At 66.1% G+C, this 26177-nt stretch carries 31 protein-coding genes; 11 read left to right on the top strand and 20 right to left on the bottom strand.

From position 1 onward, the window contains the following. Positions 1-12: 12 nt before the first annotated feature. Both ACOI2T_RS00080 and ACOI2T_RS00085 read right to left on the bottom strand, forming a co-directional pair. Positions 13-489 carry a hypothetical protein gene (locus ACOI2T_RS00080; protein WP_409503987.1) on the bottom strand — a complete coding sequence of 159 codons (477 nt, stop codon included), beginning with the start codon at positions 487-489 and terminating at the stop codon, positions 13-15. 133 nt (positions 490-622) lie between these two features. Further along, positions 623-1189 (bottom strand): TetR/AcrR family transcriptional regulator, encoded by a 567-nt coding sequence (locus ACOI2T_RS00085; protein ID WP_409503988.1) that lies wholly within the window; start codon positions 1187-1189, stop codon positions 623-625. Positions 1190-1336: 147 nt separating this feature from the next. Here ACOI2T_RS00085 and ACOI2T_RS00090 point away from each other — a divergent pair, with 147 nt between their 5' ends. After that, on the top strand, positions 1337-2284 hold the full coding sequence (locus ACOI2T_RS00090; RefSeq protein ID WP_409503989.1) for an oxygenase MpaB family protein: 948 nt from the start codon (positions 1337-1339) through the stop codon (positions 2282-2284). Here ACOI2T_RS00090 and ACOI2T_RS00095 read toward each other — a convergent pair. The 4 genes from ACOI2T_RS00095 to ACOI2T_RS00110 all read right to left on the bottom strand — a co-directional run bounded on the left by ACOI2T_RS00095 (position 2281) and on the right by ACOI2T_RS00110 (position 6067). Next, on the bottom strand, positions 2281-2946 hold the full coding sequence (locus ACOI2T_RS00095; protein WP_409504220.1) for an alpha/beta hydrolase: 666 nt from the start codon (positions 2944-2946) through the stop codon (positions 2281-2283). The two genes, ACOI2T_RS00090 and ACOI2T_RS00095, sit on opposite strands and share 4 nt — an antisense overlap. A 12-nt stretch (positions 2947-2958) precedes the next feature. Next, the gene (locus ACOI2T_RS00100) at positions 2959-3210 is read right to left on the bottom strand and encodes a hypothetical protein (RefSeq protein ID WP_409503990.1); all 252 of its coding nucleotides are present in this window, start codon (positions 3208-3210) and stop codon (positions 2959-2961) included. A 45-nt stretch (positions 3211-3255) separates the two neighbouring features. Continuing rightward, the gene (locus ACOI2T_RS00105; RefSeq protein WP_409503991.1) at positions 3256-4284 is read right to left on the bottom strand and encodes a fused (3R)-hydroxyacyl-ACP dehydratase subunits HadA/HadB; all 1029 of its coding nucleotides are present in this window, start codon (positions 4282-4284) and stop codon (positions 3256-3258) included. 64 nt (positions 4285-4348) lie between these two features. Further along, positions 4349-6067: a hypothetical protein gene (locus tag ACOI2T_RS00110; protein ID WP_409503992.1), complete on the bottom strand. Its 1719-nt coding sequence runs from the start codon at positions 6065-6067 to the stop codon at positions 4349-4351. 186 nt (positions 6068-6253) lie between these two features. Here ACOI2T_RS00110 and ACOI2T_RS00115 point away from each other — a divergent pair, with 186 nt between their 5' ends. Together ACOI2T_RS00115 and ACOI2T_RS00120 are read left to right on the top strand one after the other, a co-directional pair. Beyond that, a complete protein-coding gene (locus ACOI2T_RS00115; protein ID WP_409503993.1) occupies positions 6254-7231 on the top strand; it encodes a glycoside hydrolase family 6 protein in 978 nt (325 codons plus the stop codon). Positions 7232-7258: 27 nt separating this feature from the next. Next, complete coding sequence (locus tag ACOI2T_RS00120) at positions 7259-8476, top strand: hypothetical protein (protein WP_409503994.1); 1218 nt, start codon at positions 7259-7261, stop codon at positions 8474-8476. Positions 8477-8506: 30 nt separating this feature from the next. On the opposite strand, the gene ACOI2T_RS00125 is transcribed toward ACOI2T_RS00120, so the two are convergent. After that, positions 8507-9055 carry a sugar O-acetyltransferase gene (locus tag ACOI2T_RS00125; RefSeq protein WP_409503995.1) on the bottom strand — a complete coding sequence of 183 codons (549 nt, stop codon included), beginning with the start codon at positions 9053-9055 and terminating at the stop codon, positions 8507-8509. Positions 9056-9131: 76 nt separating this feature from the next. On the opposite strand from ACOI2T_RS00125, the gene ACOI2T_RS00130 reads away from it, so the two are divergent. Genes ACOI2T_RS00130 through ACOI2T_RS00140 form a run of 3 tightly spaced genes read left to right on the top strand, consistent with a single transcriptional unit; the run spans position 9132 to position 10967 of the window. Beyond that, a complete protein-coding gene (locus ACOI2T_RS00130; protein WP_409503996.1) occupies positions 9132-10103 on the top strand; it encodes a LysR family transcriptional regulator in 972 nt (323 codons plus the stop codon). 33 nt (positions 10104-10136) lie between these two features. Next, the gene (locus tag ACOI2T_RS00135) at positions 10137-10478 is read left to right on the top strand and encodes an ArsR/SmtB family transcription factor (RefSeq protein ID WP_067853496.1); all 342 of its coding nucleotides are present in this window, start codon (positions 10137-10139) and stop codon (positions 10476-10478) included. Positions 10479-10481: 3 nt separating this feature from the next. Continuing rightward, a complete protein-coding gene (locus ACOI2T_RS00140; RefSeq protein ID WP_085144763.1) occupies positions 10482-10967 on the top strand; it encodes an SRPBCC family protein in 486 nt (161 codons plus the stop codon). Between the two features lie 10 nt (positions 10968-10977). Here ACOI2T_RS00140 and ACOI2T_RS00145 read toward each other — a convergent pair whose 3' ends face one another. From ACOI2T_RS00145 to ACOI2T_RS00165, 5 genes are read right to left on the bottom strand one after another with little or no spacing between them, the layout of a single operon-like run. Further along, positions 10978-11766, bottom strand: coding sequence for an MHYT domain-containing protein (locus ACOI2T_RS00145; protein ID WP_067853503.1), 789 nt, complete (start codon positions 11764-11766; stop codon positions 10978-10980). 41 nt (positions 11767-11807) lie between these two features. Further along, a complete protein-coding gene (locus ACOI2T_RS00150) occupies positions 11808-12392 on the bottom strand; it encodes a GTP-binding protein (RefSeq protein WP_409503997.1) in 585 nt (194 codons plus the stop codon). Next, complete coding sequence (locus ACOI2T_RS00155; RefSeq protein WP_110883779.1) at positions 12373-12750, bottom strand: DUF742 domain-containing protein; 378 nt, start codon at positions 12748-12750, stop codon at positions 12373-12375. Before ACOI2T_RS00155 ends, ACOI2T_RS00150 begins: the two co-directional genes overlap by 20 nt. Beyond that, the gene (locus ACOI2T_RS00160) at positions 12747-13193 is read right to left on the bottom strand and encodes a roadblock/LC7 domain-containing protein (protein ID WP_067853512.1); all 447 of its coding nucleotides are present in this window, start codon (positions 13191-13193) and stop codon (positions 12747-12749) included. The genes ACOI2T_RS00155 and ACOI2T_RS00160 overlap by 4 nt, the downstream gene beginning before the upstream one ends. Then, on the bottom strand, positions 13190-15838 hold the full coding sequence (locus ACOI2T_RS00165; protein ID WP_421875533.1) for a sensor histidine kinase: 2649 nt from the start codon (positions 15836-15838) through the stop codon (positions 13190-13192). Before ACOI2T_RS00165 ends, ACOI2T_RS00160 begins: the two co-directional genes overlap by 4 nt. Positions 15839-16231: 393 nt before the next feature. Between ACOI2T_RS00165 and ACOI2T_RS00170 the strand changes: the two genes are divergently transcribed. Next, the gene (locus tag ACOI2T_RS00170; RefSeq protein ID WP_067853515.1) at positions 16232-17038 is read left to right on the top strand and encodes a L,D-transpeptidase; all 807 of its coding nucleotides are present in this window, start codon (positions 16232-16234) and stop codon (positions 17036-17038) included. Positions 17039-17155: 117 nt separating this feature from the next. On the opposite strand, the gene ACOI2T_RS00175 is transcribed toward ACOI2T_RS00170, so the two are convergent. Continuing rightward, complete coding sequence (locus ACOI2T_RS00175; protein WP_409503999.1) at positions 17156-17572, bottom strand: hypothetical protein; 417 nt, start codon at positions 17570-17572, stop codon at positions 17156-17158. A gap of 488 nt (positions 17573-18060) precedes the next feature. Between ACOI2T_RS00175 and ACOI2T_RS00180 the strand changes: the two genes are divergently transcribed. Then, positions 18061-20058, top strand: a complete 1998-nt coding sequence (locus ACOI2T_RS00180; RefSeq protein ID WP_409504000.1) for a peptidoglycan-binding protein — start codon at positions 18061-18063, stop codon at positions 20056-20058. 9 nt (positions 20059-20067) lie between these two features. Here ACOI2T_RS00180 and ACOI2T_RS00185 read toward each other — a convergent pair whose 3' ends face one another. From ACOI2T_RS00185 to ACOI2T_RS00200, 4 genes are read right to left on the bottom strand one after another with little or no spacing between them, the layout of a single operon-like run. Beyond that, complete coding sequence (locus ACOI2T_RS00185; protein ID WP_067853524.1) at positions 20068-20517, bottom strand: type II toxin-antitoxin system Rv0910 family toxin; 450 nt, start codon at positions 20515-20517, stop codon at positions 20068-20070. Positions 20518-20568: 51 nt separating this feature from the next. Beyond that, a complete protein-coding gene (locus ACOI2T_RS00190) occupies positions 20569-21060 on the bottom strand; it encodes an MSMEG_6728 family protein (RefSeq protein ID WP_409504001.1) in 492 nt (163 codons plus the stop codon). Between the two features lie 2 nt (positions 21061-21062). Beyond that, the gene (locus tag ACOI2T_RS00195) at positions 21063-22394 is read right to left on the bottom strand and encodes an APC family permease (RefSeq protein ID WP_409504002.1); all 1332 of its coding nucleotides are present in this window, start codon (positions 22392-22394) and stop codon (positions 21063-21065) included. 7 nt (positions 22395-22401) lie between these two features. After that, positions 22402-22593, bottom strand: a complete 192-nt coding sequence (locus tag ACOI2T_RS00200; RefSeq protein WP_067853535.1) for a hypothetical protein — start codon at positions 22591-22593, stop codon at positions 22402-22404. 42 nt (positions 22594-22635) lie between these two features. Here ACOI2T_RS00200 and ACOI2T_RS00205 point away from each other — a divergent pair, with 42 nt between their 5' ends. From ACOI2T_RS00205 to ACOI2T_RS00215, 3 genes are all read left to right on the top strand, one after another. Continuing rightward, on the top strand, positions 22636-22791 hold the full coding sequence (locus ACOI2T_RS00205) for a hypothetical protein (protein WP_165765961.1): 156 nt from the start codon (positions 22636-22638) through the stop codon (positions 22789-22791). A gap of 113 nt (positions 22792-22904) precedes the next feature. Beyond that, the gene (locus tag ACOI2T_RS00210; protein WP_409504003.1) at positions 22905-23603 is read left to right on the top strand and encodes a HemK2/MTQ2 family protein methyltransferase; all 699 of its coding nucleotides are present in this window, start codon (positions 22905-22907) and stop codon (positions 23601-23603) included. After that, positions 23600-23833, top strand: a complete 234-nt coding sequence (locus tag ACOI2T_RS00215; protein ID WP_409504004.1) for a CDGSH iron-sulfur domain-containing protein — start codon at positions 23600-23602, stop codon at positions 23831-23833. Before ACOI2T_RS00210 ends, ACOI2T_RS00215 begins: the two co-directional genes overlap by 4 nt. Here ACOI2T_RS00215 and ACOI2T_RS00220 read toward each other — a convergent pair. From ACOI2T_RS00220 to ACOI2T_RS00230, 3 genes are read right to left on the bottom strand one after another with little or no spacing between them, the layout of a single operon-like run. Further along, entirely contained in the window at positions 23813-24832 is a 1020-nt protein-coding gene (locus ACOI2T_RS00220) for an iron-containing redox enzyme family protein (protein WP_085144756.1), read from the bottom strand. The genes ACOI2T_RS00215 and ACOI2T_RS00220 overlap by 21 nt on opposite strands. A gap of 52 nt (positions 24833-24884) precedes the next feature. Further along, complete coding sequence (locus ACOI2T_RS00225; RefSeq protein WP_067853548.1) at positions 24885-25781, bottom strand: LysR family transcriptional regulator; 897 nt, start codon at positions 25779-25781, stop codon at positions 24885-24887. A gap of 7 nt (positions 25782-25788) precedes the next feature. After that, on the bottom strand, positions 25789-26085 hold the full coding sequence (locus tag ACOI2T_RS00230; protein ID WP_409504005.1) for an ArsR/SmtB family transcription factor: 297 nt from the start codon (positions 26083-26085) through the stop codon (positions 25789-25791). Positions 26086-26177: the final 92 nt, after the last annotated feature.

A 26177-nucleotide genomic window follows, 5' to 3' on the forward strand; every position in this document is an offset into this window, starting at 1 on the left:
ACGGCGGTTTCGCTAGCTGCCGACGCGTACGGTTGCGTCGGCGGCTTCGTGCTCCACCACCGGGACCTGCGGTAACCTTCTCTTCAACCGTGCGACCCGGCGCAGCTGACCCGCCATGTTCATGGACGTCAACATGGGGATGCCGCCGATGAATGTGCGGAACGATGGATGGCCGCCGTCGAGGTGGAGCATGAAAAGGCAGCCGACCACATAGAAGAAGCCCATGGTGAACAATGCCGCAGGTATCGCATAGGCGAGCGGCGACCGCGCGTCGGCAATCAGTTCATTCGCGTAGTCCACTTCGTCCCGCGTCATCGGTTGGCGCTTACGGATTTTGGCCAGCACTGCTTTGTGGGCGCCGACTTGATCGCCCAACGGGTGGGACGTCCGTCTCTCCAGTCTGCCGATGTAGATGAAAACGCAAGTGGCGAAGACGATTTCCATCACCGCAGCAAGTATCGTGAGATCACCCCACGGACCGAGATTCACCGTGTCGCTCCTTCACTTCCGTTCGGCGTCAGCACTGTGCGCGCACCTCTTAAAACGCTACATGACCTAAGTAATCGTGCAGATTCTCACAGGAACGACACAGGAAGGCCCCGAAGTAATCCGTCGTTGTGACTCAGTCGCGCCCGCCGGCCAACAGCCCCGATGACGCGAATTTGAGCCCGGCGCGTAGTTCTTCGAGGCGGATCGGATCGTCGGCCTCGACGTAGCGCAGTGTGGTCGCCACTGCCATGTTGAAGAACAACCACGCCAGCGCTTTTGGGCTCAGTTCGTTGCGATACTGGTCGTGGTAGTGGTTCATGTGCAGGGTGGACATCGCGACGAGGGTCGCGTTGAGGCCGGAGATGTTCTCGAAGGTGCGTACGTGATCGGGTCGTTCGGCGAGATATCGGAGCAGGCCGCGGTTGGCGATCGTCAGGTCGATGAGGATGTCGATGGAGGCGGCCATCGCCTCGGCGGGTTGGGCCAGCGTCACGGTTCGTAGCCGCTCCTCGAGCACTGGGGCCTCTTTCGCGGCGAGGTGTTCGATTGCGGCTTCGATGATTTCGTCTTTGTCGCTGAAGTACTGGTAGATCGAACCCTTGCTGACGCCTGCGCGGTCGGCGATGAGGTTCGTGGTCACCCGGGTGGGGTCGGTGGTGAGGAGCAGTGTCGCTGTCGTCTCGACGATTTTTGCGACCATCTCACGAGACCGTTGTTGCTGTGGCAGCTTTCGTCGGCTTGACCTGCGCTTATCAATGCTCACGAACGTCCCTTACGCGACTTGAATGCGACCTGGCGGTCATATTAGCGTCCGGTTCATCACCTGGACAGGAGGTGGGCGCCGCCCATGACCGCGACTTCGGACCTTGACCTCTCCGTACCCGCCGACGACGAGCCCGTCGAACTCGTGCCGCTGGATTCGTTGACCGCCGAGCACACCGGCCGGTGGACGTTTCTCATCTTCGAAGGTGCGGCGTTCATGATGCAGGCCATGCATCCCGTCATCGCCGAGGTCACCGGCCGCTATTCCGCGGCGTTCCAAGGTGATCCGGGTGGCCGCGCGATAAGGTCGATCGATTCGGTGTTGCGTTGGACGTACGGCGGCACGGAGGCTGTCGCCGAAGGCAACCGGGTCAGAGCCATGCATCGGCCGATGACGATGAAGAGTGAGAAGAACGGCAAGCAGATCAGCGCGCTCAACCCCGAGGCCTATCAGTGGGTGATCTGCACCGGATACATCGTCAACGTCCACGGCGCTCGCCTGCTGATCGGGCGGGAGTTCACCGACACGGAGAAGGCCGAGCTGCTGCGTGACAACCGTCGGCTGGCGCGCCTGCTCCACGTGCCGATGCGCGACTATCCCAACACTCATCAGGATATGACCGACTATTTCGAGTCGATGATCGACAAGTTGGAGGCGACGCCGCAGGCCAGGAAACTGATCGACGACTTGGTCAGCGGTGAAGTCGAGCTACCTCCGTCGGTGCCGAAGTTGTTCTACCCGTTGATCAAAGCGGTGCTGCGTCCCGCGCTTCGCTTCAACTACCTGTCCGTCGTCGGCCTGCTCGATCCGCGGCTTCGCGCCAAACTCGGCGTGGATTGGTCACCCGAAGAAGAGCGCCAGCTCAACCGCGTTTACAAGGCTATTCGCGTCGCGTACCGCGTACTGCCCGACCGGCTGACGTACTTCCCCCTGGCCTATCACGCGCGCAAGCACCACGAGTGCCTGGAAAAGATGAAGGAACGCCAGAAGAAGTCCTACGCCTACCGGGTCCCGGGCGCAGTCAGTCCCTAGCCGCGCACCACCGTGGCAATGCGTGCCGCGACGTCACGAACGACTGCATGTGTTGCCGCGTCGTCCGCGGGCTCGTACCGCTCGGCGGCCGGGTCATAGCGTGCGCCTGCTATCGATCCGTGGTCGGCGGCCACTTCGACGATGTCGACCAGCCAGTCGCGCGCCCGCAGCGCTGTCGCGAATTCCGTTGCAGCAGAACCCGGCACGACATCGTCGGCATCGCCGACCAGCAGCGTGAACGGTGTGCGAGAAGCGCCGTCGGGCACCTCGTCCAGGACATGACCACCCGAGATCGGATCCGGTGCCATGAACGCACCGCCCAGGCACACGGTGTGCAGCACACGGACATCGAACTCGGCAGCGCGTAGCGTCAGGCCCGCCGCGGCGACGCCGCCCAACGACCAGCCGATGAGAATGAGACCGTCGGCCTGCTTCCGCGCGAACTCCACCGAGTTGATGAGGTCTGCGCGCCCGCCGTCGGGGTTGTGCGAATTCCAATCCGGCGCGATCACCGCCAGATCCAGATCGGCAAGGGCCTCGGCCAGAACGCGCACGGCCGCGCGTGAGTCGGGCTGCATGCCATGCCAGAACAGTGCCGTCGGTTGGGACGGCTCACCGAACACGTCGGCCAGGCGTCCGGGGGCGTACTCGACCGTGTCCATCACATCAACTGACTACTCAGCATGCGGAGTCGGGCTCTGGGCCGACTCCCACTTGGACTCCAATGACCGTTTGACCGGCGTGCCGGCCGCAATCTCGTGCTGGAACGTCTCGCCGTCATTGCCTTCGAATGTGATCAGAAAGCCGGATGCGGTCGACTCTTTGTGCACCACCTTGTAGGCCCGTTCACCGGTTCCGCGATCGAGGGCGACGATGTCACCGGGAGCTACCTCGTCGATGAGACCTTCAGCAGGGGACTGAGACATATCTCGACGGTAGCCGATCCTGCGCCGAGGCCACCGGGCCGAACGTCAGCGGAACCGGACGTCCAGCGTTGCGAGACCGAAGATCTTCTTGCCGGCGGACTTCGCGGCGACGATGACCACACCGGTGCGGGTTTCCGGATCCAAAGACTTGACCCGGCCGCTGAACTCGATGTCGGCGCCTTCCGCGGCCGACACGATCGCGGGGGCGGACAGTCGGACCGCATAGCGGGTGACCGCACCCGGGTCACCCGACCAGGACGAGACGAACCCGGCGCCCAAACCCATGGTGAGCATTCCGTGGGCGATCACGTCGGGCAGGCCGGCGAGTTTGGCGATGTCCTCGTCCCAGTGGATCGGGTTGGCGTCCCCGGCGACGCCGGCATAGTTCACGAGGTCACCGCGCGACAGCCGGGTGTGGTGCACGGCAATCTCGTCGCCGACTTTCACGTCATCGAACGACGGCGTCCCCGGCGTGCGGTTGCTGCCATCGGCGATGCGGATCTCGCCCTCGGGTCGCACGGTCTTCTCGTAGGCGGCTTCGGATTCCCCGACGTCGAGGATGTTGACGTCGTGCATCATGGCCTTCTGCACGGCCGTTTTGATCGTCGGGTCGACATCTTCGGCGGTGACACCTACGACCGTGGTGTGCAGGGTGTGCACACGCTCGCCCGCGGGATCGGTGAATGTGTTGGTGACGGTGATCAGGTCGCGGCCGGCGATCCGCCGCACCGATGTCAGTTCGACGTCGATGCGCAGTTCGTCACCGGCCACGATCGGGCGGTGCTGCTCGAAGACTTCCTCGGTCTGCACGTACGTGTCGTAGCCGACGACGATCGATTCGAACATGCGGCGATTGCAGGCCATGGCCGGGGTCGACGTGAACGTCAGAGGCGCCACCAGACCCGAATAACCCAGTTCCGCGGCAGCGTCGACATCCCAGTGCGCCGGGTGATAGTCCTGCACGGCACGGGCGTACTCGCGGACCTTCTCACGGCCGACCAGGTACGGATCGTCCATCTGGTACCAATGGCCGACTCGCGCTTCGATCGCCGACGCTTCCGGTGCTGCAGTCATGAAATGCTCAACTTTTCTATCGGCGGATCGCTGAGGCCGACCAAAGCACACTAACGTGCGAGCGCTACGGCACGAACAACGTGCCGGTGTCCGATGCCGCTTTCTGCAGTTCCGGAATCGTCATATCGGCGTAGTCGGCGTTGACCGGCCCCGACGCGTATCCCAGCCACGGCACGACGCCGGGGTCCGGGGTGACGCCCAGGTGGTAGGCCTGGATGCCGGGCAGGTGGTACTGGAGGAAGTTGCCCAGTATGTCGGCCAGGAAGATCGCGTTGCCGATCGGACCGGTGCCCCACAGCGCCGCCGCGTTGATCAATGGCGTGGCGGCGTCGGGATTGCCGATCATCACGATCGAGCCGTAATGCGGCTTGCTTCCGCCCCCGGGCACATACTCCATGAACGGCTGCAGACCCGGCAGATCGGTGGAGAAGTAGCCCGCGGTGTCGCCATAGGTGAGGACGTTGACGAAGCCGGAGTTGGCGCCGTTGCCGGGCACCGTGGTGTTCAGGCCTGGGCTCTCGAATCCGATGCCGCCCAGGCCGGTTTGTTGAGCGACGTACGCGGCCTCCCAACCGCCGAGCGAGTGTCCCGTGACGAAGATGTCTTCCCTCCGGTAGCCCTGCGCGATGGCGGCAGCCTCCACCTCCTGCTGGAAGGCCAGCGCATCGGTGAACGCCTGCGGTGTGGTGTCGGTGAACACCACCTGCACGTCGGTGATCACCTGGGACACCGCGATCAGCGGGTTGAACAGCAGGTTCGTCCCGCCCGTCGTGCCCTGGTAGGCGATGATGACCTGGCCCTCGGGCGTCACCCACGCCTTGCCGGACATGCCCGTCAGCACATTGGTGGACGCCACCTGTTTGCCGTCGACCGTCAACGGTTTGAGCCCGCCCGGGGTACCTCCGAGCACATATGCGGTGGTCGAGGCGTTGAGGAACTGTGCGACCGTCGGAGTCTTGCCGGTGGTCGGGCCGGTGTAGGTCAGCTTCGGCGGCATCGGTTGCACGTCCGGCGGCTTGGTCAGCCCGAGCTTGTCCTCGACATCCCGGAATGCCGCGAACACCGCGTCGTTGATCGGTGCGAAATTCAGCGGGCTCCTCGGGCCGTTCGCCGAGGACGTGATGTCCAGCGCTTGCAGCACCGTGTTGACGACGCGACCGGGCAGCGCGGCGATCTCGGCGATCGGCGACAACGGCTCGGGCTCGGGTGGAGTCGTGGTGGTCGTGGCTGCCGCGGCGACCTTGGTGGACAGGGGAAGCGTCTTTACGACGGGCTTGGGAGTGGCTCGTGTGACGGCTGGGGCGTCGAGCGCTTTCACCGGAAGCTTGTGCTCCGTCAGCGCTTTCGTGACGTCCTTTACCGCGGGCAGGTTGAGGGTCAGCGGTCTGCTGGGTTCCGCAAGTCGTATACGGCCGGGGTCGGTCGCCTTGACCGGCCGCGATCTTTCCCTCGGTTTCTTCGTCACCGAGTCTGGTTGCGACACGGACGGTTTCGCCGCATCCGATTCGGCGTCGCCACGCTTTGTGTCGGTGTCGGTGTCACGCGGCTTCGTCGCTGTCGACGATCGCTCGTGACGGGGCCGGTGGTCGGGCTTTTTGGGGCCGGCGGCGGATTCCGCACTCGATTGACTCGACGACTTGCCTGATGAATCGGGCTCGGCCCACGCCACCGCCTGGCCGTTCGCGAGTCCGATGCCGATGCCCACCCCGATCGCCGCGGTGGCCAGGCCGTACCGGATGTGTCGACGTCTGGCGTAGTTCGTGCAGCGCGGAGCATCCACCATTTTCAATGTCCCCCTTGACATTCCACGGTGCTGTTCGCGCCTGTCGATGGCGGGAGTGCCGGGCGTCGCGAACACACGCCGGCTCAATGTATGACAGCGCGTGATGTCATCCGGGGCTTTTTGGCAGATTGCGCCGACAGGGAGGATTGGCACTCGCCGCTTTGACCCACTAATTTCCCTGGGGTGATGTCCTCAGCTGCTGGTGCAGTCGCGCGATGGATTCTCCCGTTCCTCGCGGTTGCGATGGTCTTCGTCGCCGCGCCGACGCAGGTCGGTTCGGGACCGGCGGTCCGCCTGGCCAGTGACGGAAACCCGCTGGTCGGGATGCCGTTCTACGTCAATCCCAATTCCAAGGCCATGCGCGCGTCGAAGAGCGACCCGAGCCCCGAGCTGGCCGCAATCGCCAACACGCCGACCGCGTACTGGATGGACCACATCTCGACGCCTTCCGTGGATGCGAAGTACATCGCCGACGCCCAGGCCGCAGGCACCATGCCGATCCTGGCTCTCTACGGAATCCCGCATCGCGATTGCGGCAGCTACGCCGCGGGCGGGTTCGGGTCGGCCGACGCGTACCGCGGCTGGATCGACGGCGTCGCGGCCGCCATCGGCGGCGGACGTGCGGCGGTCATTCTCGAACCTGACGCATTGGCCATGGCCGATTGCCTGTCGGCCGATCAGCGTCAGGAACGATTCGACCTGATGCGCTACGCGGTCGACACGCTCACCCGCAATCCGGGCACGGCCGTCTATGTCGATGCCGGCCATCCGCGGTGGGTGCCCGCCCCGGACATGGCCGCCAGGCTCAACGAGGTCGGTGTGGCCAAGGCCCGGGGGTTCAGCCTCAACACCGCGAACTTCTTCACCACCGAGGAGTCGACCGGTTACGGCGAGGCCATTTCCGGCATGACCAACGGTGCGCACTACGTGATCGACACGTCGCGCAACGGACTCGGGCCCGTCGACAGCGACTCGTGGTGCAACCCGCCGGGCCGTGCGCTCGGGGTGCCGCCCACCACGGCGACCGCAAGCCCGCATGCCGACGCGTACCTGTGGGTCAAGCGCCCCGGTGAGTCCGACGGGTCGTGCGGCAGCGGAGAAGCCTCGGCCGGCACGTTCGTCAACCAGTACGCGATCGACCTGGCCCGCAACGCGGGTCAGTAGGGGCCACCCCGCCGATAAGGTTCAGGCATGCCGGGCGCCGAGACCTCCGAGATCGTGTCTGCCTACGCGGCCGAGTTCAACAGGCGATTGCTCGACGGGCACGCGGTGACGTCGCCGTTGGGCGCATGGCTCCTGTTGGCCTTGGTCGGTCCGGCGGCCGGGGGAGCGAGCCGCGGCGATCTCGAGGCTGTCCTCGGCACGACAGTCGACGACGCCGCAGATCGGGCGCGCAGCCTGTTGAGCCAACCGCACCCCGCGGTGTCTGCGATCGCGGCGGTGTGGGACCGCGAGTTGGGACCGGCTTTCGACGCATGGGCCGAGACACTGCCCGACGTGGTGGAGCGCGGGCCCGTGCCGGATCAGGCGCGCGCCAACGCCTGGGCCAGCGCTCGCACGAACGGCTTGATCGACGAATTCCCGCTCAACATCGACAATTTGGTTCGGCTCGTGCTCGCGTCCGCGCTGGCGACCGATATCCGCTGGGGTACCCCACTGGGAACGGTTGAGGAGCTCGGCGGCGAATTCGGTACCGCGGTCAACCGGGCCCTGTCGCTTCAGCACGGCCTGCAGCTGGTGGCCGAAACCGACGCGGCCGGGCTGGTCGCGGTGGCGGCACCGTACTCGTCGTCGGCGCTGGAGGTGCTCAGTGTTATTGCAGCACCTGATGTTTCACCCCGCGACGTAGACGCGGCGGCCCACCAGATTGCCGCGATGCTTCGCGGTGACGAGCGAGGTGCGCGTCGGTTGCCTGCCGAAGAAGTCACCGACGGACACGCGTGGACGGTGACCGAACGCCGCGAACAACGATCCGGCGGTCCGCAGGTGCAGGCGGAGTTTCGCAGTTTTCTGCCGGCGTGGTCGGCGACGAGCAACCACGACCTCGCGGACGCTCCCGGCGTGCCCATGGTGTTCGACACGTTGACCGGTTTCGCTCGGCCAGAGGATCTGCCGGTGAGCTTCACCGCGAAGCAGACGGCCATCGCGTCATACTCGCGCACCGGATTCAAGGCCGCGGCGGTGACCGCGATGGGCCTGCGCGCAGCGGGCATGCCGTCATTTCATGAGGTGCTGGTGCGGCGCATCGAGTTGCGCTTCAACCGCCCCTACGCGGTGCTTGCTTGCGCCGCAAGAGATGACGGGCCGACCGCATGGCGCGGGGTGCCGGTGTTCAGCGCCTGGGTCACCGAGCCGCAGGACATCGAGCCCGACGACCCCGGCCCACCGCGACCCGTCCCGGTTCGATGACCGCTTGACGCGGACGTTCCGAGCACGCGCTCACCAACTCGTGCGCACCGATGCCGCCGCGCCGGTCACCACAGTGTTCGGCGGCACGTCTCTGGTCACGACGGCTCCGGCGCCGACAACCGAGTTCACACCGACCGTGACACCGGGCAGGATCGTGACGGCCGCGCCGAGCCACACGTTGTCTTCGAGGACGATGGGTGCGGCGAGGATGTACTCGCGCCGCTCGGCGGGCGGGACCGGATGCCCGGACGTGATCAGATTCGTCTTCGGTCCGATCATCGTCCCGGCGCCGATGCTGATGCCGCCCTGATCGAAGAACGTGCATCCCTGATTGACGAAGACGTTCTCGCCGAAGGTGGTGTTGAGCCCGTTGTCGGTGAAGAACGGCGGATACACCGTGACGGTCTGCGGGAGCGGCCCGCCGAACACCTGGGCCAACAGCGCCGCTCGCTCTTCGGCGGCGTCGAACGGAAGCAGGTTGAGCCGCGACGTGAGTGTGGTGACGTGATGGATCCGCTCGGCAACACGTTCCCACTCGGGGGTTTGGATGTAGAGGCGGCCGGAGGTCAAATAGGGCATGCACCGATCTCATCAGCGGCCATGACGGCGCGGCAATCAACCGACACGCATGCCCGTCACAACCAGGCGTTGAGCGTTGGATCTTGACGGCGTACGCACATTCGTCGCCGCGGCCGACCTGGGTCAGTTCCAAGCCGCGGCGGACGAGTTAGGCCTTACACCGCAAGCGGTTTCGAAGCGTGTCGCCGCATTGGAGCACGACATCGGGGTCGTGCTGTTCACGCGCACCCCGCACGGCGTGCGGCTCACCAGCGACGGTCACACGTTCCTTCCGCATGCGCGGGATCTGCTCGGCGCCGCGGAACGCGCGAGGCAGTCGGTCCGGCCCGAGGCTCGGCCACTTCGCGTCGATGTGCCCCACCGCCGCATCGCGCCATCAGTTGTTCTTCAGGACTTTCATCTCGCCCATCCCGAGCTGGACGTCGAAGTCGTCACGTTGCCGAACAACTCCCTCGCCGGAGCGCTGACCGCGGTGCACTCCGGAAGTGTCGATGCCTCGTTTCGGGCGGTGACGATGCCGGCCGCGGACATGCCGGACGGCTTGACCGCAGCGCGTGCGATCGACCATGAACTGGAACTCCTCGTCGGGCCCAAGCATCCACTCGCGAGCAGAACCAGCATCGACCCGCGCGACCTCGCGGGGCACCGGATCTGGATCCCGGGCATCGCTCCCGGCACGGAGTGGGCGGCGTTCTATAGCGAGCTGGCCGACGCATTCGGCCTCACGATCGACGGGCGCGGGCCGCACTTCGGTGACGAAGCCCTTCTCGAAACACTCTGCCAAGCAACAGATATCGCCACTGTGGTGGGCAAACGTGACCGCTATCTGTGGCCTTCCTGTTACGAATTGCGTCGCATACCGCTGCGCAACCCCACACCCGTCTACCCACACTCGCTCGTCTGGCTGAGCGCCAACCCACACCCCGGTCTGGCGACCCTGCGCAACTACCTCGGCGCGCTGCACAAGCCTGGGTGCCACGAGCCGGACGTCTGGTTGCCGTCATGGGCCGACGCCGCGACAGGCAGTCTCGCCGAAACTGACTCTTGACAACCTACAACCGATTGGTTGTATGTTTGTGGTGTGACCGAGCAGGACGAGGATCGGGCGGACGCCCTGTTCCACGCGCTCGCCGACCGTACGAGGCGCGACATCATGCGCCGGGTACTGGCCGGGGAGCACTCGGTTTCCGCGCTCGCGACGAAGTACGACATGAGCTTCGCCGCAGTGCAAAAGCACGTTGCCGTGCTCGAAAAGGCTGGGTTGATCACCAAGCGACGCAGTGGTCGCGAGCAACTGGCCAGCGGTGACGTGGATGCGGTGCGGTCGGTGGGTTCGATGCTCACTGAGCTGGAGCAGGTTTGGCGTGGTCGCATCGCACGCATCGACGAACTCATCTCATCCGACACGACCAAGGAGAACTGAACCATGCCCGTGACAGACGTCCAACACGACATCGACAAGCTGACCCTGACGATCACCGCAGATTTCGCGGCTCCCGTCGAACGGATCTGGCAGGTCTACGCCGACCCGCGCCAGCTCGAAAAGGTCTGGGGCCCGCCGACTTATCCCGCGACCGTCGTCGACCACAACCTCACGCCCGGCGGCCGCGTGACGTATTACATGACCGGACCGGAGGGTGACAAGCACGCCGGATACTGGGAAATCACGTCCGTCGACGAGCCGAGAAGCCTGGAATTCCTCGACGGCTTCGCCGACATCGACTTGAACCCCAACCCCGATATGCCGGTGTCGCGCAACGTCTATACGTTCGCCGAACACCAGGGCGGTACGCGGGCTACCTACGTGAGCACGTTCGAATCCGCCGAGGCGCTTCAGCAGGTGCTCGACATGGGCATCGTCGAGGGATCCACGTTGGCGATCAACCAGATCGACGAACTGCTCGCCGCCTGAATCGCGGGGCTCAGCGGTGCCGGCCGCCGGTCGCCGCGACGGCGCGCGCTTCGGCGTCGGTGTCGTCGGTGTTGCGATCAGAGGCCAGCATGATCGCGGTGATCGGGATGACGAGCGCGAGCAGGCCGATCACGAAGACCGGGAACAGGAACGAGAACGCCTCGGGCCCACCGGGAACCGGCACGGTGCGGTCGACGGTCACCCGGACCGCGGCCATACCCGTGTAGTGCATGCCGACGACGGCGACGCCCATCACGAGACCGGCGGCGAACCGCAGCACCGGCGACTTGAGGACGAGGGTGAACCACAGCGCCGCCGTCGCGGCCACCACGGCGATCAGAAATGACAGGGCGACAAGGAATTTGTCGTAGGCGATCGTGCCCTGGATCTGCATCGCCCACATGCCGGTGTAGTGCATGAGGGCGACGGCCAGGCCGGTGATCACGCCACCGGCGATGAGACGGCGCAGATCGAAGGTGCGGCCGATCGTGACCAATCCCGCGAACACGGCCGCGATCGCCAGCACCGCGGATGCCACCGTCCAGCCGAGGTGGTAGCGCACCACGCTGTTGGGAATCGCGAAGCCCAGCATCGCGATGAAGTGCATGAGCCAGATCCCGACGCCGCCGATCGCGATGGCCGCCATCAACAGCCACCGCAACCGGTCGCGTTCGGTGGCGGCGCGGGCACCGCAGCGGGTGCATGCCAGGCCGACGACCGAGCCGGTCACGGAGACGATGTACGCCAGGAACAACAGCCAGAGGCCCATGTCGAAGTGGTGCACGTGATGGTGGTTCATGAGGGTTCCTCGAGACTGTGGGGCTGGTGGATCAGGGGATATCAGGGCACGGTCGTCGGCAGACGGTCCAGTGCGTAGGAGGTGATGGCGATCAACGCGTTCTTCGCCGAATCGCGTTGACGCGCATCGACACTGATGATCGGCACGTTGGGAGACACGGAGAGCGCTTCGCGGAGATCTTCGACGGTGTGCTTCGGGGCGTCGTCGAACTCGTTGACGGCGATCAGGAATGGCAGGCTGCGTGCCTCGAAGAAGTCGACGGCCGCGAAGCTGTCCTCGAGCCTGCGGGTGTCGACCAGCACGATGGCGCCGATCGCGCCATGGACCAGGTCGTCCCACATGAACCAGAACCGGCGTTGCCCGGGTGTGCCGAACAGGTAGAGCACGAGATCGCTCGCGATGGTGATCCGGCCGAAGTCCATTGCCACCGTGGTGGTCTCTTTGCCCGGGGTCGCGTCGATGTCGTCGTGGCCGTGGGAGACGTTCGTGACGAGGGCCTCGGTGCGCAGCGGCACGATCTCCGACACCGCGCCGACGAACGTGGTCTTGCCGACACCGAAGCCGCCGGCGATCACGATCTTCGTCGACGACACGGTGGCGCCGGCGTCAGAGTGCGCGTAGTCCACTGAGGGTCCTTTCGATCAGTCGGCGCCGCTCCGTTGCGGTCGTGTGGTCGGTCAGCGTGGCGTGCACCCGCAGGTGGCCGCTCTCCACCAGATCACCGACCAGTACGCGCGTCACCCCGATGGGCAGACCGGCGTAGGCCGAGATCTCGGCGATCGACGGTCGGCTGGCGCAGAGCCGCACGATTACCGAGTGGACGTCGCCCGGCGCCCAGTCGAGTTCGCTGCTCGACACCAGCGCCTCCACCGAGGCCTCGATCGGTATCTCGATCCGAGCGCGGGTTCGCCCACCTGTCAGCGTGTAGGGCCGGGCACGACTGGCTGATTGTTTCTGCTCAGGCCTGTCCATGCTGAGCGTCATCGAACTCCTTGCGTGGCACGTGGAGTCGCCTGCACGGTTTTGCCGACGCGGTCGACGAGCAACGCCATCTCGTAGCCGACCTGTCCGATGTCGCAGGAGACCGACGCGAGCGTCGCGAGATAGGAACCGTTTCCGACCCCCATCAACAGCAGGAATCCGTCGTCCATCTCGACGATGGACTGGCGGACGTTGCCGGCCTCGAACAGCCGGGCGGCGCCGGTCGACAGGCTCGCCAAACCCGATGTCACGGCGGCCAATTGCTCTGCGCGGTCCGCGGGAAGGTGTGAGTTCGACGCCATCAGCAGACCGTCGGCGGACACGAGGATCGCATGTGACACGCCCGGCACATCGCGGACGAAGCTGGACACGAGCCAGTCGAGGGTGCGTCTGGTCGCAGGAGCAGAGCCAGCCGACCCAGCGTGTGGTTGCGTGCCGGTGTTCATCGGTCTCCTTCGATTCGGCGGTGTGCTGCATCGGTTTCGGCTCGGCCTCTGCGAACGCCTGCCAGTTGTCGGCTCAGCACGTCGCGGATCGCCGCGGGGTCCTTCCCCACGTCGGATCTGGCGTGAGCTCCCGGCCTGGTGTCGTCCGGAACGAGGCGGGCACCGCGTTCGCGGATCGGCAGTCCGGATTCAGTATGCCGTTTGGGTTCCTGATCGACGGCCTTGGCGGCAGCGGCCCAGAGGGCATCCGCCGAACTCGTCCAGACCCGGTTGCGCGATTCCTGCGCCACCGGATCCATCAGCCATTCGGACGTCATCCGCTCGAAGATCGGCGCGCTCTCGGATTCGATGTCAAGCCATGGGCGTTCGGGCGCGGGCGGTGCCGGCTCAGGCGGCTCCGGCCGGACGGGCGCGGGTGGCGTCGGGGCAGAGGTGGAGGTAGGGGAAGAAGTGAAGAAGGACAGCGCGTTCGGTCGCGACTGGTGTTCGGCGCCGTCGTCGGCGGCCGGTTGCGGCACCGGCGGCGCCGACAGCCCGTTCGTGGGAGCGGGGACACCGTTGACACCGCTCGCGCCGGGCGACCGCTTCGGGAGCGTACTGCCGTTGTTGGTGGTGTGAACCGCGGCGGGGGGTGCGCTTGCCGTCGCCGTTTGCGCACCAGCGGTGTCGTCGGCGAGTGCCCGCCCAGTGCCGCGCTCGTGCGAAGGCGCCTGCATCTGTTCGCGGGAGTGACGCGGGGTGTCGGCGAATGCGGGCGAGTCGCCGAGTGCGTCGCCCATTGCGGCCGGCGGGGCGATCAGCGCGCCGGGCAGATGCACGCTCACCGTCACACCGGGCCGGTCGGTCAGGTGGCTGGTGGTGCGCAGCCGCACCGTCGCGTCATGACGTCGCGCGAGCCGGCCGACCACGAACAGGCCCATGCGTTTCGCCGTCTCGGATGTCACCTCACCGCCGAGTGCGAGCCGGTCGTTCGCCGCGCTCATGTCCTCCTTGGACATGCCGAGCCCGCGGTCGGCCACCTCGACCAGGACGCCGGCGTCGACCGCGCGCCCCACCGTGACCAAAACCGGCGATTCGGGTGGTGAGTACCGAAGTGCGTTGTCGAGGAGTTCGGCGATCAGGTGGCCGATGTCGCCTGCCGCCGCGCCGAGGATCGAGACGTCGACGATGGGGCCGACCTGAACCCGGCGGTACTCCTCGACCTCGGACATCGCGGCGCGCAGCACGTCCGGCAGTGGAACGGGTGCGGACATGCGGTGGCGTTCCACCGTGTCGGCGAGCACGAGCAGGTTGTCGCCGTTGCGGCGCATGCGCGTGGCGAGGTGATCGAGCCGGAACAGATGCTCGAGCCGCACCGGGTCGTCCTCGTCGAGCTCGAGCGTCTCGATCAGCGCGAGCTGCTCTTCCACGAGCGACCGGCTCCGGCGCGAGAGGGTCTCGAACATGTCGCCGATCTGCAGGCGAACCCCGTGCTCGCTCGCGAGGCGGACGGCCTGGTGGTGGATGTCGTCGATCGCGCGCGCGAGCTGCCCTACTTCTTCTTTGGTGCGGACCGGCAGCGCGGTGATCTCCGGTAGGCCGCCACCCTTGCTGAGTCGCTCGATTTCCTCGGGCAGCTCGACCTGCGCGACGTGCAGTGCGCCGCGGCGCAGCCGGTTGATCGAGCGGATGAGCGAGCGCCCGACCGCGAGCGCGAAGACGAGTGCGGTCAGGACCGCGCCGAGGATGATCGCGGTGTCACGCAGGGCGTCGGACCGCAGTGCATTGGCTCGATCGTGCAGCGTGCGGTCGAGATCGGACGACAGCTGCTGTGTCAGTCCGCGGTATCTGTCGACGCCGGCCTGCATGGCGTTGGTGAACTCGGCCGCCGGTATGGACTCGTTCAAGGGTCGCGTGTAGGCCGTGCGGCGAACATCGGAAGCGTCACGCAATGCCGCGGCGTCGTCGGTGAGCGTCAGCTGGGCGAGCCGGTCGATCGCCGCAGCCTCCGCACCTGCCGCGTCGGCCACCTCGGTCCGCAGCTCGGCCGAATCGACGAAACCCGGCGTGGCGATCAGCACCCGCTGCGTGGTGAGCGCCCGCTGTGCCGCGAGAACCGTGACCAGCTGGTCCGCGAGCGGGCGGACGGTCGTGTCGTCGACGGTCGCCGTCGTCGTCGCGATCGCCGCGATGACCTCGGACGCCACGCTCTGTGCTCGGTCGGCGATCTCCGGCTGCGGGACCGGGCGGGATGTGATCTCGTCGCGCAGGGTCTTGGCGGTCGAAGATGCCGTCGCGAGTTCGGCAGCCACCGCAGGGTCGAACTCCGCGGACGTGGTCACCGACGCCAGGGTCTCGGCGCTCGCGTCGAACTGCTCGAGCGGCTCCTCGATCGGCGCACCCGAAGCGGCGGCGTAGGAGAGAGCGTCGAGCCGGTCGACCAGCTCGACCGCGGGCACCACGATCACGGCGTTGTCGGATGCGACGCTCAACTCGGACGCCGCAGTGAGTTCGTTCGAGATCCGGACTGCGCCGAACGTCGCAGCGAGCAGGATCGGGAGCACCAGGGTCGCCGCGACCTTCCAGCGCAACGGCCAGCCGTCGAACGACAGCCGCGCCGTCGCCGGACGCGGACGTTCACCGATATTCGGATCTTCTACATCCACGGCCGTACCACCCTCCGCCGAGCTAATTAACGTTCAGGTAGGACTCGGCTCCGGGAGATGGTAAACGACTGATAACGATTTTGCATCGACGGGGTCAACCGGAGCGCGTTCGCTGGCGCTGCGGGCTCGTGCGCGTCACGCGCCTGCATGGGCTTTTCAACCTCAGGGCTGGGGTGCATCGGAGCCGAAAGCTTGTTCGAAGTACTCGCCAGGCCATGTGTGGACCGCGGGCTGCGGGCGGTGTCAAAGGTGGTGGACTCCAGTCGCCACTGTAGCCGTTCCGTGACAAACACTTGACCGAATTGTCAACGCGCCAGCGGACATTCGGTGGCTCACGGGCACGTACCATGACATCGTTCAAGACCGGGCGGTCGTAATAGAGGGATCGGACTGATGCGGGCGATCATTCAGGGTGTACTCGCGTTGGTCGTGGTCACCATGGCCGTTTCGGCTGGTACGACGAGTGTCGACCCCGCGGCGGCCAGCCAGCCGCTGAACTCTTCCATCGAATCGATCGCACCGAAGCAAGGTGATGTCGTAGGTGTCGGGCATCCGGTCGTGGTGACGTTCAGCAAGCCGATCGCCAACCGGTCGGCGGTCGAACGTGCCATCGCGGTGAAGTCGACACCGGCCCGCACCGGCAAGTTCGAATGGCTCGAAAGCAATGTGGTGCAATGGGTTCCGGACAAATTCTGGCCCGCGCACAGCACGGTGAGCCTCTCGGTGAGCGGTAAGCTGGCGCAGTTCCAGACCGGCGCCGCCGTTGTCGGCGTCGCCGATATCTCCGATCACACCTTCACCGTGACCATCGACGGGATCGGCGCGGGATCCCCGATCCCACTGCCGGCCCCGCACCACCTTCCGCGCCGAGGCGAGGAGGGCGTGCTCCTGGCTTCGATGGGGCGCCCCGAGTATCCGACGCCGGTCGGCACCTACACCGTGCTGGAGAAAGAGCGCTCGGTGACGATGGACTCGAGCAGTGTCGGTATACCCGTGGACGCCGCCGACGGTTACCTACTCGAGGTGGATTACGCGGTCCGGATCACGCGGCGCGGTATCTTCGTGCACTCCGCTCCGTGGGCTGTCGCATCGATGGGGTTGGAGAATGTCAGCCACGGCTGCATCAGCCTGATCCCGGCAGCCGCGGAGTGGTACTTCAACACGGTCAATGTCGGCGATCCGGTGATCGTGCAGGAATAGCATTCTGCGGGTTCCGGTTTCGCATACACCTGCAATCCCTCCCAATAGAGAAATGGCGCTCCGAACCGGGATCCGGCTCGAAGCGCCATCGGTGAGGCGAGGCGGGTGACCGCAGGCTCAGCCTTCGGGCCCGGGTTCGATCGGCACACCCGGTGTGGGTCCGCCTGCGCCGGCCGGTCGGCCGGTCGGCACGCCCTTTCCGGTTGCCACACCGCCCATTTCGGCCACCGGAGCGGCGATGGGCGCTGCCGCGACCGGGCCGGCGACGGGCACGGGTGGTGCGATCGGGACTGGAGGAACGACGGGGACGGGCGGTGGCGCGAGGGGCACCGGCGGGACCACGGGCACCGGCGGCAGACCAGCGGGAGGGACGACGGGCACCGGCGGTGCCAACGGAGCCACGACCCCCGATGCCTCGACAGCGGCAGCGCTGCAGGGTGCCGCGGGAGCTGCGCCCGCGGCACCGGCGGCCATGTCGACGCACTTGTATCCACCCGTCTTCAGCGGGGTGGCCGCCGCGTGTGGGCTCAACACCGCTGCGGCTGCACATAATCCGGCGCCGGCAACCACTCTCACGGCGATTTGAGCAAAGTTGATCGTCACCGGCGACTCCCTTGATGATGCCTCGAAATGACTGTCACGAAAATTAGCGCAGCTGAACGGTAAGCCAACCGGGGAAAGCCGTCTACACGGTTCCGAACCGACTGCCGAGTTGGCATCGGAACGAGCCGGATCCGTGACTGGACCGTTCCCGATCCGAAATGTTCGGCGGCGGCGCGACATCCAGCTGCACTACGCCTACATGCAAATCAGGCAAAAGTCGCGGAACCCAGCGAAGGACGGGCTAGGTGCCCTTGCTGTTGACGGCGAACACCTCGTCTGACATGCCGTGCAACCCGATGTCAGTCCCTGCCATTCCCGCTGCGCGTCGATTTCCGATTGAGGTAGTTCACTACTCACGACTCGTCATGGCCGCAGCAGTTGACTTGCCCGCACGTACACGAACACGTGAAGGGGGCGTCATGATGCGACATGGCCGAGACAGATTTTTCGTCGTCGGGGAGGGCGTACTCACCGAAGACGCCGCCGTCGACCCGAGGGCGCGCGGCGCGGCGGTGAGTCCGGCGCCGCACCTGTCCGAAGTGGACGAGCTGCGCCAGTTCCGGTTCTCCCGGATGGGGCCGCAGGGTGACCCGGCATCCACGGGTCTCGTGTCGGCGATGGCGGAAACGATCACGGAGACGACGCCGGACAGCGACGGGGATATCCCGGCCGGTTTCACCTACCTCGGGCAGTTCGTCGACCACGACCTGACGATGGACAAGACCGTTGGCGAGCTCGGCTCCGATGTCACCGTCGACGAACTCATCCAAGGACGTTCGCCCGCACTCGATCTCGATTCGCTCTATGGTCGCGGCCCAACCGGCGATCCGCAGTTCTACACCGACGGACTGCATCTGAAGATGGGTCGCACGGAGGCGCTGGAGGACTTTCTGCCCGCGTTCGACGGTCACGATCTGCCGCGGGATCCGCAGCAGCGGCTTGCGCTGATCCCGGACCACCGCAACGACGAGAACCTCGCGGTGGCCCAGACTCACCTTGCCTTCATCCGGTTCCACAACCGGGTGGTCGGCACGGTCGCCCCGGGACCGGCGGCGACGATGTTCGAGACGGCGCGCGAGAGCGTCGTCAAGCACTACCAGTGGATGCTCAAAACGGACTACCTCCCGCGAATCGTCGACCCGGGAATCGTGCAGGACGTGTTCACCAATGGCCGCACTCTCTTCGAGACGTCGTCGGCGGCAGGCGACGCGCCCACCATGCCGATCGAGTTCTCCGTCGCGGCATTCCGGCTCGGGCACAGCATGATTCGCGACACGTACAACTGGAACCGGTTCTTCGACAACGGCGGCGGTGCCCTGTTCTTCCTGTTCGGATTCTCCGCGACCAGCGGTGGTCTGGCCGGTGACCGGCCGTTGCCGTCGAACTGGATCGCCGACTTCCGCAGGCTGTACAACTTTGCCGAGGCGGGGCGTCCCGATCTGGCGGTACCGGACGCGAAGTTCAACAACGCACGCAATATCGACACGCAGCTCACCGACCCGCTGGCCGACCTTCCGCCCGGCTCGTTCGGCGAGTCAGCGCCGCCGGCCGATCCGTTGCACGCCAATCTCGCGTTCCGCAACCTCGTCCGCGGCAGCATGGTCAAGTTGGCCAGTGGTCAGCAGATGGCGGCCCTTGCCGGAGTGACACCCTTGACCGCCGACGAGATTCTCAAGGGCGACGGCAGCGGTGTCGACTTCACCGGGCTGGCCCAGCAGCTGCGCGACGAGCTCACCAGCAGCACGCCACTGTGGATCTACATCCTGCGGGAAGCCGAGCTCAACGGCGGACGGCTCACCGGGGTTGGCGGCCGCATCGTGGCAGAGGTGTTCCACCGGGCCATCGAAGGAAGCACGTATTCCATTGTGCGCGAGCCCCACTGGCGGCCCGCACTGGGACCCGACGCACTCACGTTCCGGATGGTGGACCTCCTGCTGTTCGCGTTCGAGGGCCGCGCCGACCTACTCAACCCGCTCGGCGACGAGCCGGCACAGGAGTTCGAGATCATCGAACTGAGCCGCGGCGCCGACGGGCCGCACGTGAAGATCCTGCAACACCTGTTGCGCGCGCGGCGGTTCGACCTCGTGGCCGACGGCATCTTCGGTCCGGTCACCGAGCAGGCCGTGCGCCGGTTCCAGGGGAACCAGGGCATCACCGTCGACGGGATCGTAGGTCCGGTCACGTGGTCTCGGCTCTTCATCCTCGTCCGGCGCGGCAGCATCGGTGAGGCCGTCAGGGGAGTGCAGGTCCGGATGAACCTGCGCCAGGCCGACCCCATCGCCGTCGACGGCGACTTCGGCCCGCTCACCGAGCAGGCGGTGCGGGACTTCCAGGCCAGTGAAGGCATCGAGAGCGACGGCATCGTCGGCCCGATCACGTGGCGCAGGTGTGTGTCCCAACCGGTCGTGCCGGGGTAGGCGAGACGGTCAGCGGCTCGCCCGCGACCTCTCGGTCAATGCGGCCAGGTTCTCGACCGACTTGCGAATGTCTGAGATCAGTACCTTGGCGACGAGCCGCCCGACGGGACCGCCGAGAACACCGCCGCCGAGGTCGGCGTGCACATGAAACAGCGAGCCGGGGTGGTTGTCCTCGACCGTGAGATCCAGCTGGATTTTCACGCCACCTCGGCCGCTGCCGTGCAACTGGATCCGGCGCGGCTCGTCGTAATCGGTGACCTCCCAGTGGATGATGTTGCGAAATCCCTTGACCTTGATGCACGAGGAGACTTTCGTCCCTTTTTGGATCCGCTCGGGAATCTCGCTGCGCCATCCGCCGAAGATGGTCAGCCATTCGTCGAAACGCCAGAGGTCGGAGGCGATTCTCCAGGCCTGCTCAGGTGTCGCTGACGAGGTTTGTGTGACGTCGACATCTGCCATGGGCGAGGGGGTACCCAATCGCCGCGCCGCAGACACCCCTGGTCCGGTACCTCAGTCGGTAGACCTGATGGGGACCCGGCGTTGCCGGTCCGACACCGGCCACACGTACGGCAGGTCGTCGGGGACGTCGGGAAAGTGCGGCCGGTAGAACTCGGGGTCCTTGCGCAGCAGGGATGACTTGTGGCTGCGGTGAAATGCCGGGTCGCCGATCCAGGGCGGCAACTCGTCCGCGCGCGCCAGCGCACGCTGTTGACGGACGCGCGCAATTCCGGTTCCCGCTCTCAGATCGGCCAGCAGGGTGGCGGCTGTCGTGTCCTTGTGCCCGTGGGCCAGCCACTCCTCGCACACCGCCAAGCCGTATCGGACCAGCGCCTCCTCGTACCCCGCCCACATCGCCGCGGCGGGGTGATGGCGCCACCCGTACCCCGGCACGGTGAGCGCCCTCAGCACCTGAATGGTCTCTGCGCGTTGCTTGCCCAGCCGACGCGGATCGAGCAGTTTCGCCGAGTCTGCGAAGTCGGGGCAGGGAAGGAACGTCTGCACGCCTACGTTCCGGCCTGGCGCGGCGTCGCCACACGCGCCACGAAGTACAGCACCGCGCCGACGGCCACCAAGATGGCTGCGAACAGCCACACTTTGGCCGTCTGCTGGCTCAGCAGCAGAAGGCACGAGGCCACCCCGAGCACCGGTACAGCCGTCCAGACCCGAAAGTGGTTGTGGTCGACCGTGTCTCGGCGCAGCACCAGCACGGCGACGTTGGTCGAGATGAACACGATCAAGAGCAGGAGCACCACGGTCTCGGCGAGCGTCGAGAGGTCACCGATCAAGGTGAGGACCATCGCCACGGCCGTCGTGGCCACGATCGCGACCCATGGTGTCCGGCGTCGCGGCAGTACGGCGGACAGAGGCTTCGGCAGCAGATTATGTTCGGCCATACCGTAGGCGAGGCGGCTGGCCATGATCATCGTCAGCAGGGCGCCGTTGGCGACCGCGATCAACGCGATCGCGCTGAACACCCAGTCGGGCACCCCCAGCCCCGACTCGGACACGACGTCGAGCAGTGGACCCGACGATTGCGAAAGCTGGCTCGGTGACAGCACGGCGGCGCTGGCCAGCCCGACAAGAACGTAGACGACCCCGGCCGCGGTGAGCGCGCCGAAGAGGGCCATGGGATACACCTTGCTCGGGTCGCGGATCTCCTCGGCGACGTTCGCCGAGGTTTCGAATCCGACAAACGAGTAGTAGGCGATGATGGCTCCGGCCAGAATCGCGAGCGCCGGTACCGAATCGGCGGGGAACTCGACGATCCGGCTGGCGTCGCCGTGACCACGGCCCACCGCCACCGCACCGGCGACGATGACGATCAGCAGGCCCGTCAACTCAATGACCGTCATCACGACGTTGCTCTTCACCGACTCGCTGATACCGCGGGCATTGAGGGCCGCGACCAGCGCGAGGAAGACGATGGCCGCGGGAATCGCCGGGACGTCGATGAACGTCGCGAGGTAATCACCGGCGAACGCCAGCGCGAGGCCGGCCGCGCTGGTCACCCCGGCGGCCAGCATGCAGAAGCCGATGATGAAAGACACGAGCGGCTGCCGGAAGGCTCGTTCGGCGAATACCGCGGCGCCGCCGGCCTTCGGATACTTCGTGACGAGCTCGGCGTACGAGCCTGCCGTGAGCAGGGCCAGCAGCAGGGCGACCAGCAGCGGTGCCCACAGTGCGCCGCCGACCTTGCCTGCCAGCACGCCCATCAACGCGTAGATGCCCGCGCCCAGCACATCGCCGAGAATGAACAGGAACAGCAGCGGACCGGTGATCTTGCGTTTGAGCTTGGTGCCGGTCAGTTCGCCCTGCTGGGCGGGCGTGGTCGTCATGATGGGGTCAGTACTTCCGGTCACCCTCACTGCTGTCGAAGAATGCCCAATCGCCGTCTGCGGACAAGACTTCCATCCGCCAGCCCAGCTCGGGCTTCGCCTTCTGGTCGACGAACCAGGCGTGCGCGTCGCCGGCGCTCTCGATGTCCTTTGTGTCGACGACTTCACCTTGTGGATTGAGAACTCGATACTTCGCCATGCCGGGAGTGTTCCCCGGCCGCCACGTGGGTAATCAGAACCCATGTCCCACACCAAGGGGTCCGACCGTGAACACACCGGCGAACCCGATGACGAACCTCCAGGTCCGGCCGATCACGGCCGCGAAGGAGGTATGGCGACCCGCGAGATCGCGCCTGAACTGACGACGCCCGAACACCAGCAGGAACAGCGCGATTGAGCGTGCATCAGCGGACATCGGCCGATGTGAGCAATTCGTATGGCGGTTTGAACAGCGGTGATACCGGGAATTAACCACCGCAGTGCTGACCCCTTGACCTTCGAGAGGCCGATGTGACGACCGCATACACTCAGGACCGTGAACCCGCCGACACCATGATCGTGGTGGACGGCGTCTACGCCCCGCAGGAGGATTCGCAACTGCTGGTCGATGTCATGGAGAAGACCGGCCTTGCGGTCGCACGCAATGTGGCCGATCTCTGCACGGGCAGCGGAGTGGTCGCGGTCAACGCAGCCAAGCAGGGTGCCTCGAGCGTCATGGCGTTCGACATCTGCCCGCGGGCCGTACGGTGCGCACGGGCCAATGCGGCCACCAGCAGTGCCGCCGTGGAGGTTCACCGGGGATCGTGGGCCCGCGCCGCGGAGTTCGGCCCGTTCGACCTCGTGGTGTGCAATCCGCCGTATGTGCCGCACGATCCCGACAGCGAAGCGCTGCCCGCGGCGATCGGCCCGGCGCGGGCGTGGGATGCGGGTTACGACGGCCGGATGGTCCTCGACCCGCTGTGTGAGGCCGTGCCCGACCTCCTCGCCGACGGCGGCAGCCTGCTGCTGGTGCAGTCGGAGTTCGCCGACCCTCGTAAGACGCTGGCGATGTTGTCTGCTGCCGGGCTCGACGCGGATGTCGTTGCGTGGCAGTGGATTCCGTTCGGCCCGGTGTTGTCGGCCCGGGCCGAGTGGCTCGAAGAGACCGGGCGGCTGGAGCCGGGCCGGCGCGAAGAGGAACTGCTGGTGATCCGGGCGGACAAGCCGTGAGCGACACCGAACCCCGCATTGTGCGGGTGGTGCAGGGGGGCCCGGTGATGGTGCAGGGCCCCGTCCGCATCGAACTGCCCGACGGCAGCGTCGTGGATTCCGACCGCTTCATGGTCGCGATCTGCGCCTGCCGACGCAGCAAGAACTACCCCTTGTGCGATACGAGCCATCGGCGCCGGTGCCGCGTGAACGACACCGACGCCGCAGGTTCAGCTCAGCGGTCGGCGTAGCGACGACCGGCCGTCGGCCCAGCACTCCAGCATGTGATCGGCCAGCCGGTCCTCGACGAGGGCGTGCGCCCGGATTCCGAACACCACATCCTGATCGAGGTGCGGCTCGCGCGCCACCAGATCGCCCACGACGTCGGTGCGCACCACCTGCTCGTGCACTGCATCCGCCTCGACATGTTCGGCGTAGAACCCGACGCACGGCTGCGGCGCGCCGAGGCGCTCGAGCGCATCGACGAGCCGCCGGGAGCCCGGCGACGACGTGATCTCGGTCGACGCGAAATGGCCGATCGCCGCGCCGCGCAACCTGCGGTGCAGGCCGAACAACGACATCAGGTTCACCACGGCCAGTGTCTCGGCCGGCACATTGTCGAGATAGCCGAGGTAGGTCGAATCCAGGCCGGCGGCGTCCATGAGATCCGCGAACAACTGCTGGTGCAGACGCGGCCCGCGGCCGCCACCGAACTCGTCGAACTCCACCGCGACGAACGACGCCTTGGCCTGGCCCATCAGCCGCGGGATCGCCCAGGCATGCGGGTCGCCCTCTTTGAGGTGGTACAGCGAGCGGTGCACGAAGTACTCACGCATCTGCTCCCACGTGCCCTTGTCCCGCAGGTAGTAGGACAGTCCGTCACCGTCGACGGGCTCGATCGACAGCTGCTCCATCTCGGCCATCGCGGTCTCGCCGGGTTGGATCTCGCCGACACCGCGACGCACCTCGGACAGGAACGCATGCTCCAGCTTTCCCCGCAGATGCAGCAGGCACGGGTTCCATTCCCAGCCCGGGTCCACCCCGGCGAAGCCGCGATAGTGCAGCTCGTAGCAGACGTAGAGCGCCAGTTGCAGGTCGATGCCGTACGGATCGGAGTCCCCGAGCGACGCCTCGACGCGCGACAGGTGATTGCTGGGAGCCCGCTCGGCCAGCAGGCTGACGACAGCCATCGACAACGGGCCACGAGGGTCGGGCAACTTGGGTTCGATGAGAATGGGGGCGGCAGTCACGCGTGTGCCTATACCCAGTTCAACAGCCGTTCAATCACATTCGACGCGCACGTCAGGCGGTCAAGACACTGCCGACTTTGTGAGCTGCGATGACCTTTGTGACGAATGTGGCCATCAGCCGGACTCTGGCCAGTCTCGCGAGATCTCGCGGAACCGACATCCAATAACTCCGTCTGACTCTTGCGTCGATCTGATGGAGACGGCGCACTTGTGGACTGTTGTCGCCGATGAAAGTCGGGAGGAACGCGACACCGAGTCCGGCGGCGGCGGCTTCGATATGCCCTGCGATGTAGTTGGTTTGAATCTGGGCCTGGGCTCGGGGAAGCAGCTCGTACAGCAGATTGAATGTGCTGTGTTCGAGCGCATCGTCGACGTACCAGATCAGCGAATGGTCGTAGAGATCGTCGACGGTGGTGATCGGGCTGTGTGCCGCCAGGTATTCGGGGGATGCGTAGAAGGCGAGCGTGAAATCGGTGAGTTTGTGGACGTCCACGGCACGGGCCTGTGGGCGTTCGATGGTCACCGCGAGATCGAATTCGCGTGGCGTAAGCGATTCGTGGCGGTTCGCGGTGACGATCTCGACCACCAACGCGGGATGCTGGCGCCGGAGTTCGCCCAGCCCCGGCAGCAGCATGTAGGTGCCGAACCCGTCCGGAGCGATGACGCGCACCCTTCCGCTGATCGACGGTCCGGCGGTGAGGCATTCCTCCTGTGCGGCAAGCAATGCCGCGTCGATTGCCTCGGCGTGCTCGATGAGATGTGTGCCTGCTTCCGTCAGCGACCAGCCGTCGACGTGGCGGTCGAACAAGCGATGCCCCGCCGCCTGCTCCAGTCTGGTGATGTGCCGGCTGACCGTCGTGTGGTTGATCTGCAGGTGTTTGGCGGCCTCGGTCAGTCGCCGCCGGCGCGCGACTTCGAGGAACACCCTCAAGTCGTCTGCCGAGATCATCGCGCCGTCATCGGCCGAGTCCCAGCAGTGCTTCGGCGAGCTTCGCCGCGGTTTCCTGGCGATAGGTATAGAAGAAGTTGCGTCCCTCTTTGCGGACGTCGATGAGGCCGGCCGTACGCAGCAACTTCACGTGGTAGGACACGGTCGACGCGGAGACTTTGAGTTCGTCGACCAGTTCCGTACATGCCATCTGCTTCACCGCTGCGATGCGTTCGAGCATGTCCACTCGTACGGGATCGCCGAGCGCCTTGACGACATCGATGAGGTCGTCGAGCGCGGGCCGGGATGTCAGCGAGCCTGTCACCGGAATCCTTCGATAGTTCTACGACTACGGGATCATCGAACTATAGGCCGCTGAGTGGGCTTCCGCGCTCATTTGGCCTGTGTCCAGCACGT

The sequence above is a fragment of the Mycolicibacterium wolinskyi str. Jessa 2025 genome, assembly GCF_049241375.1.
Taxonomy (GTDB): domain Bacteria; phylum Actinomycetota; class Actinomycetes; order Mycobacteriales; family Mycobacteriaceae; genus Mycobacterium; species Mycobacterium wolinskyi.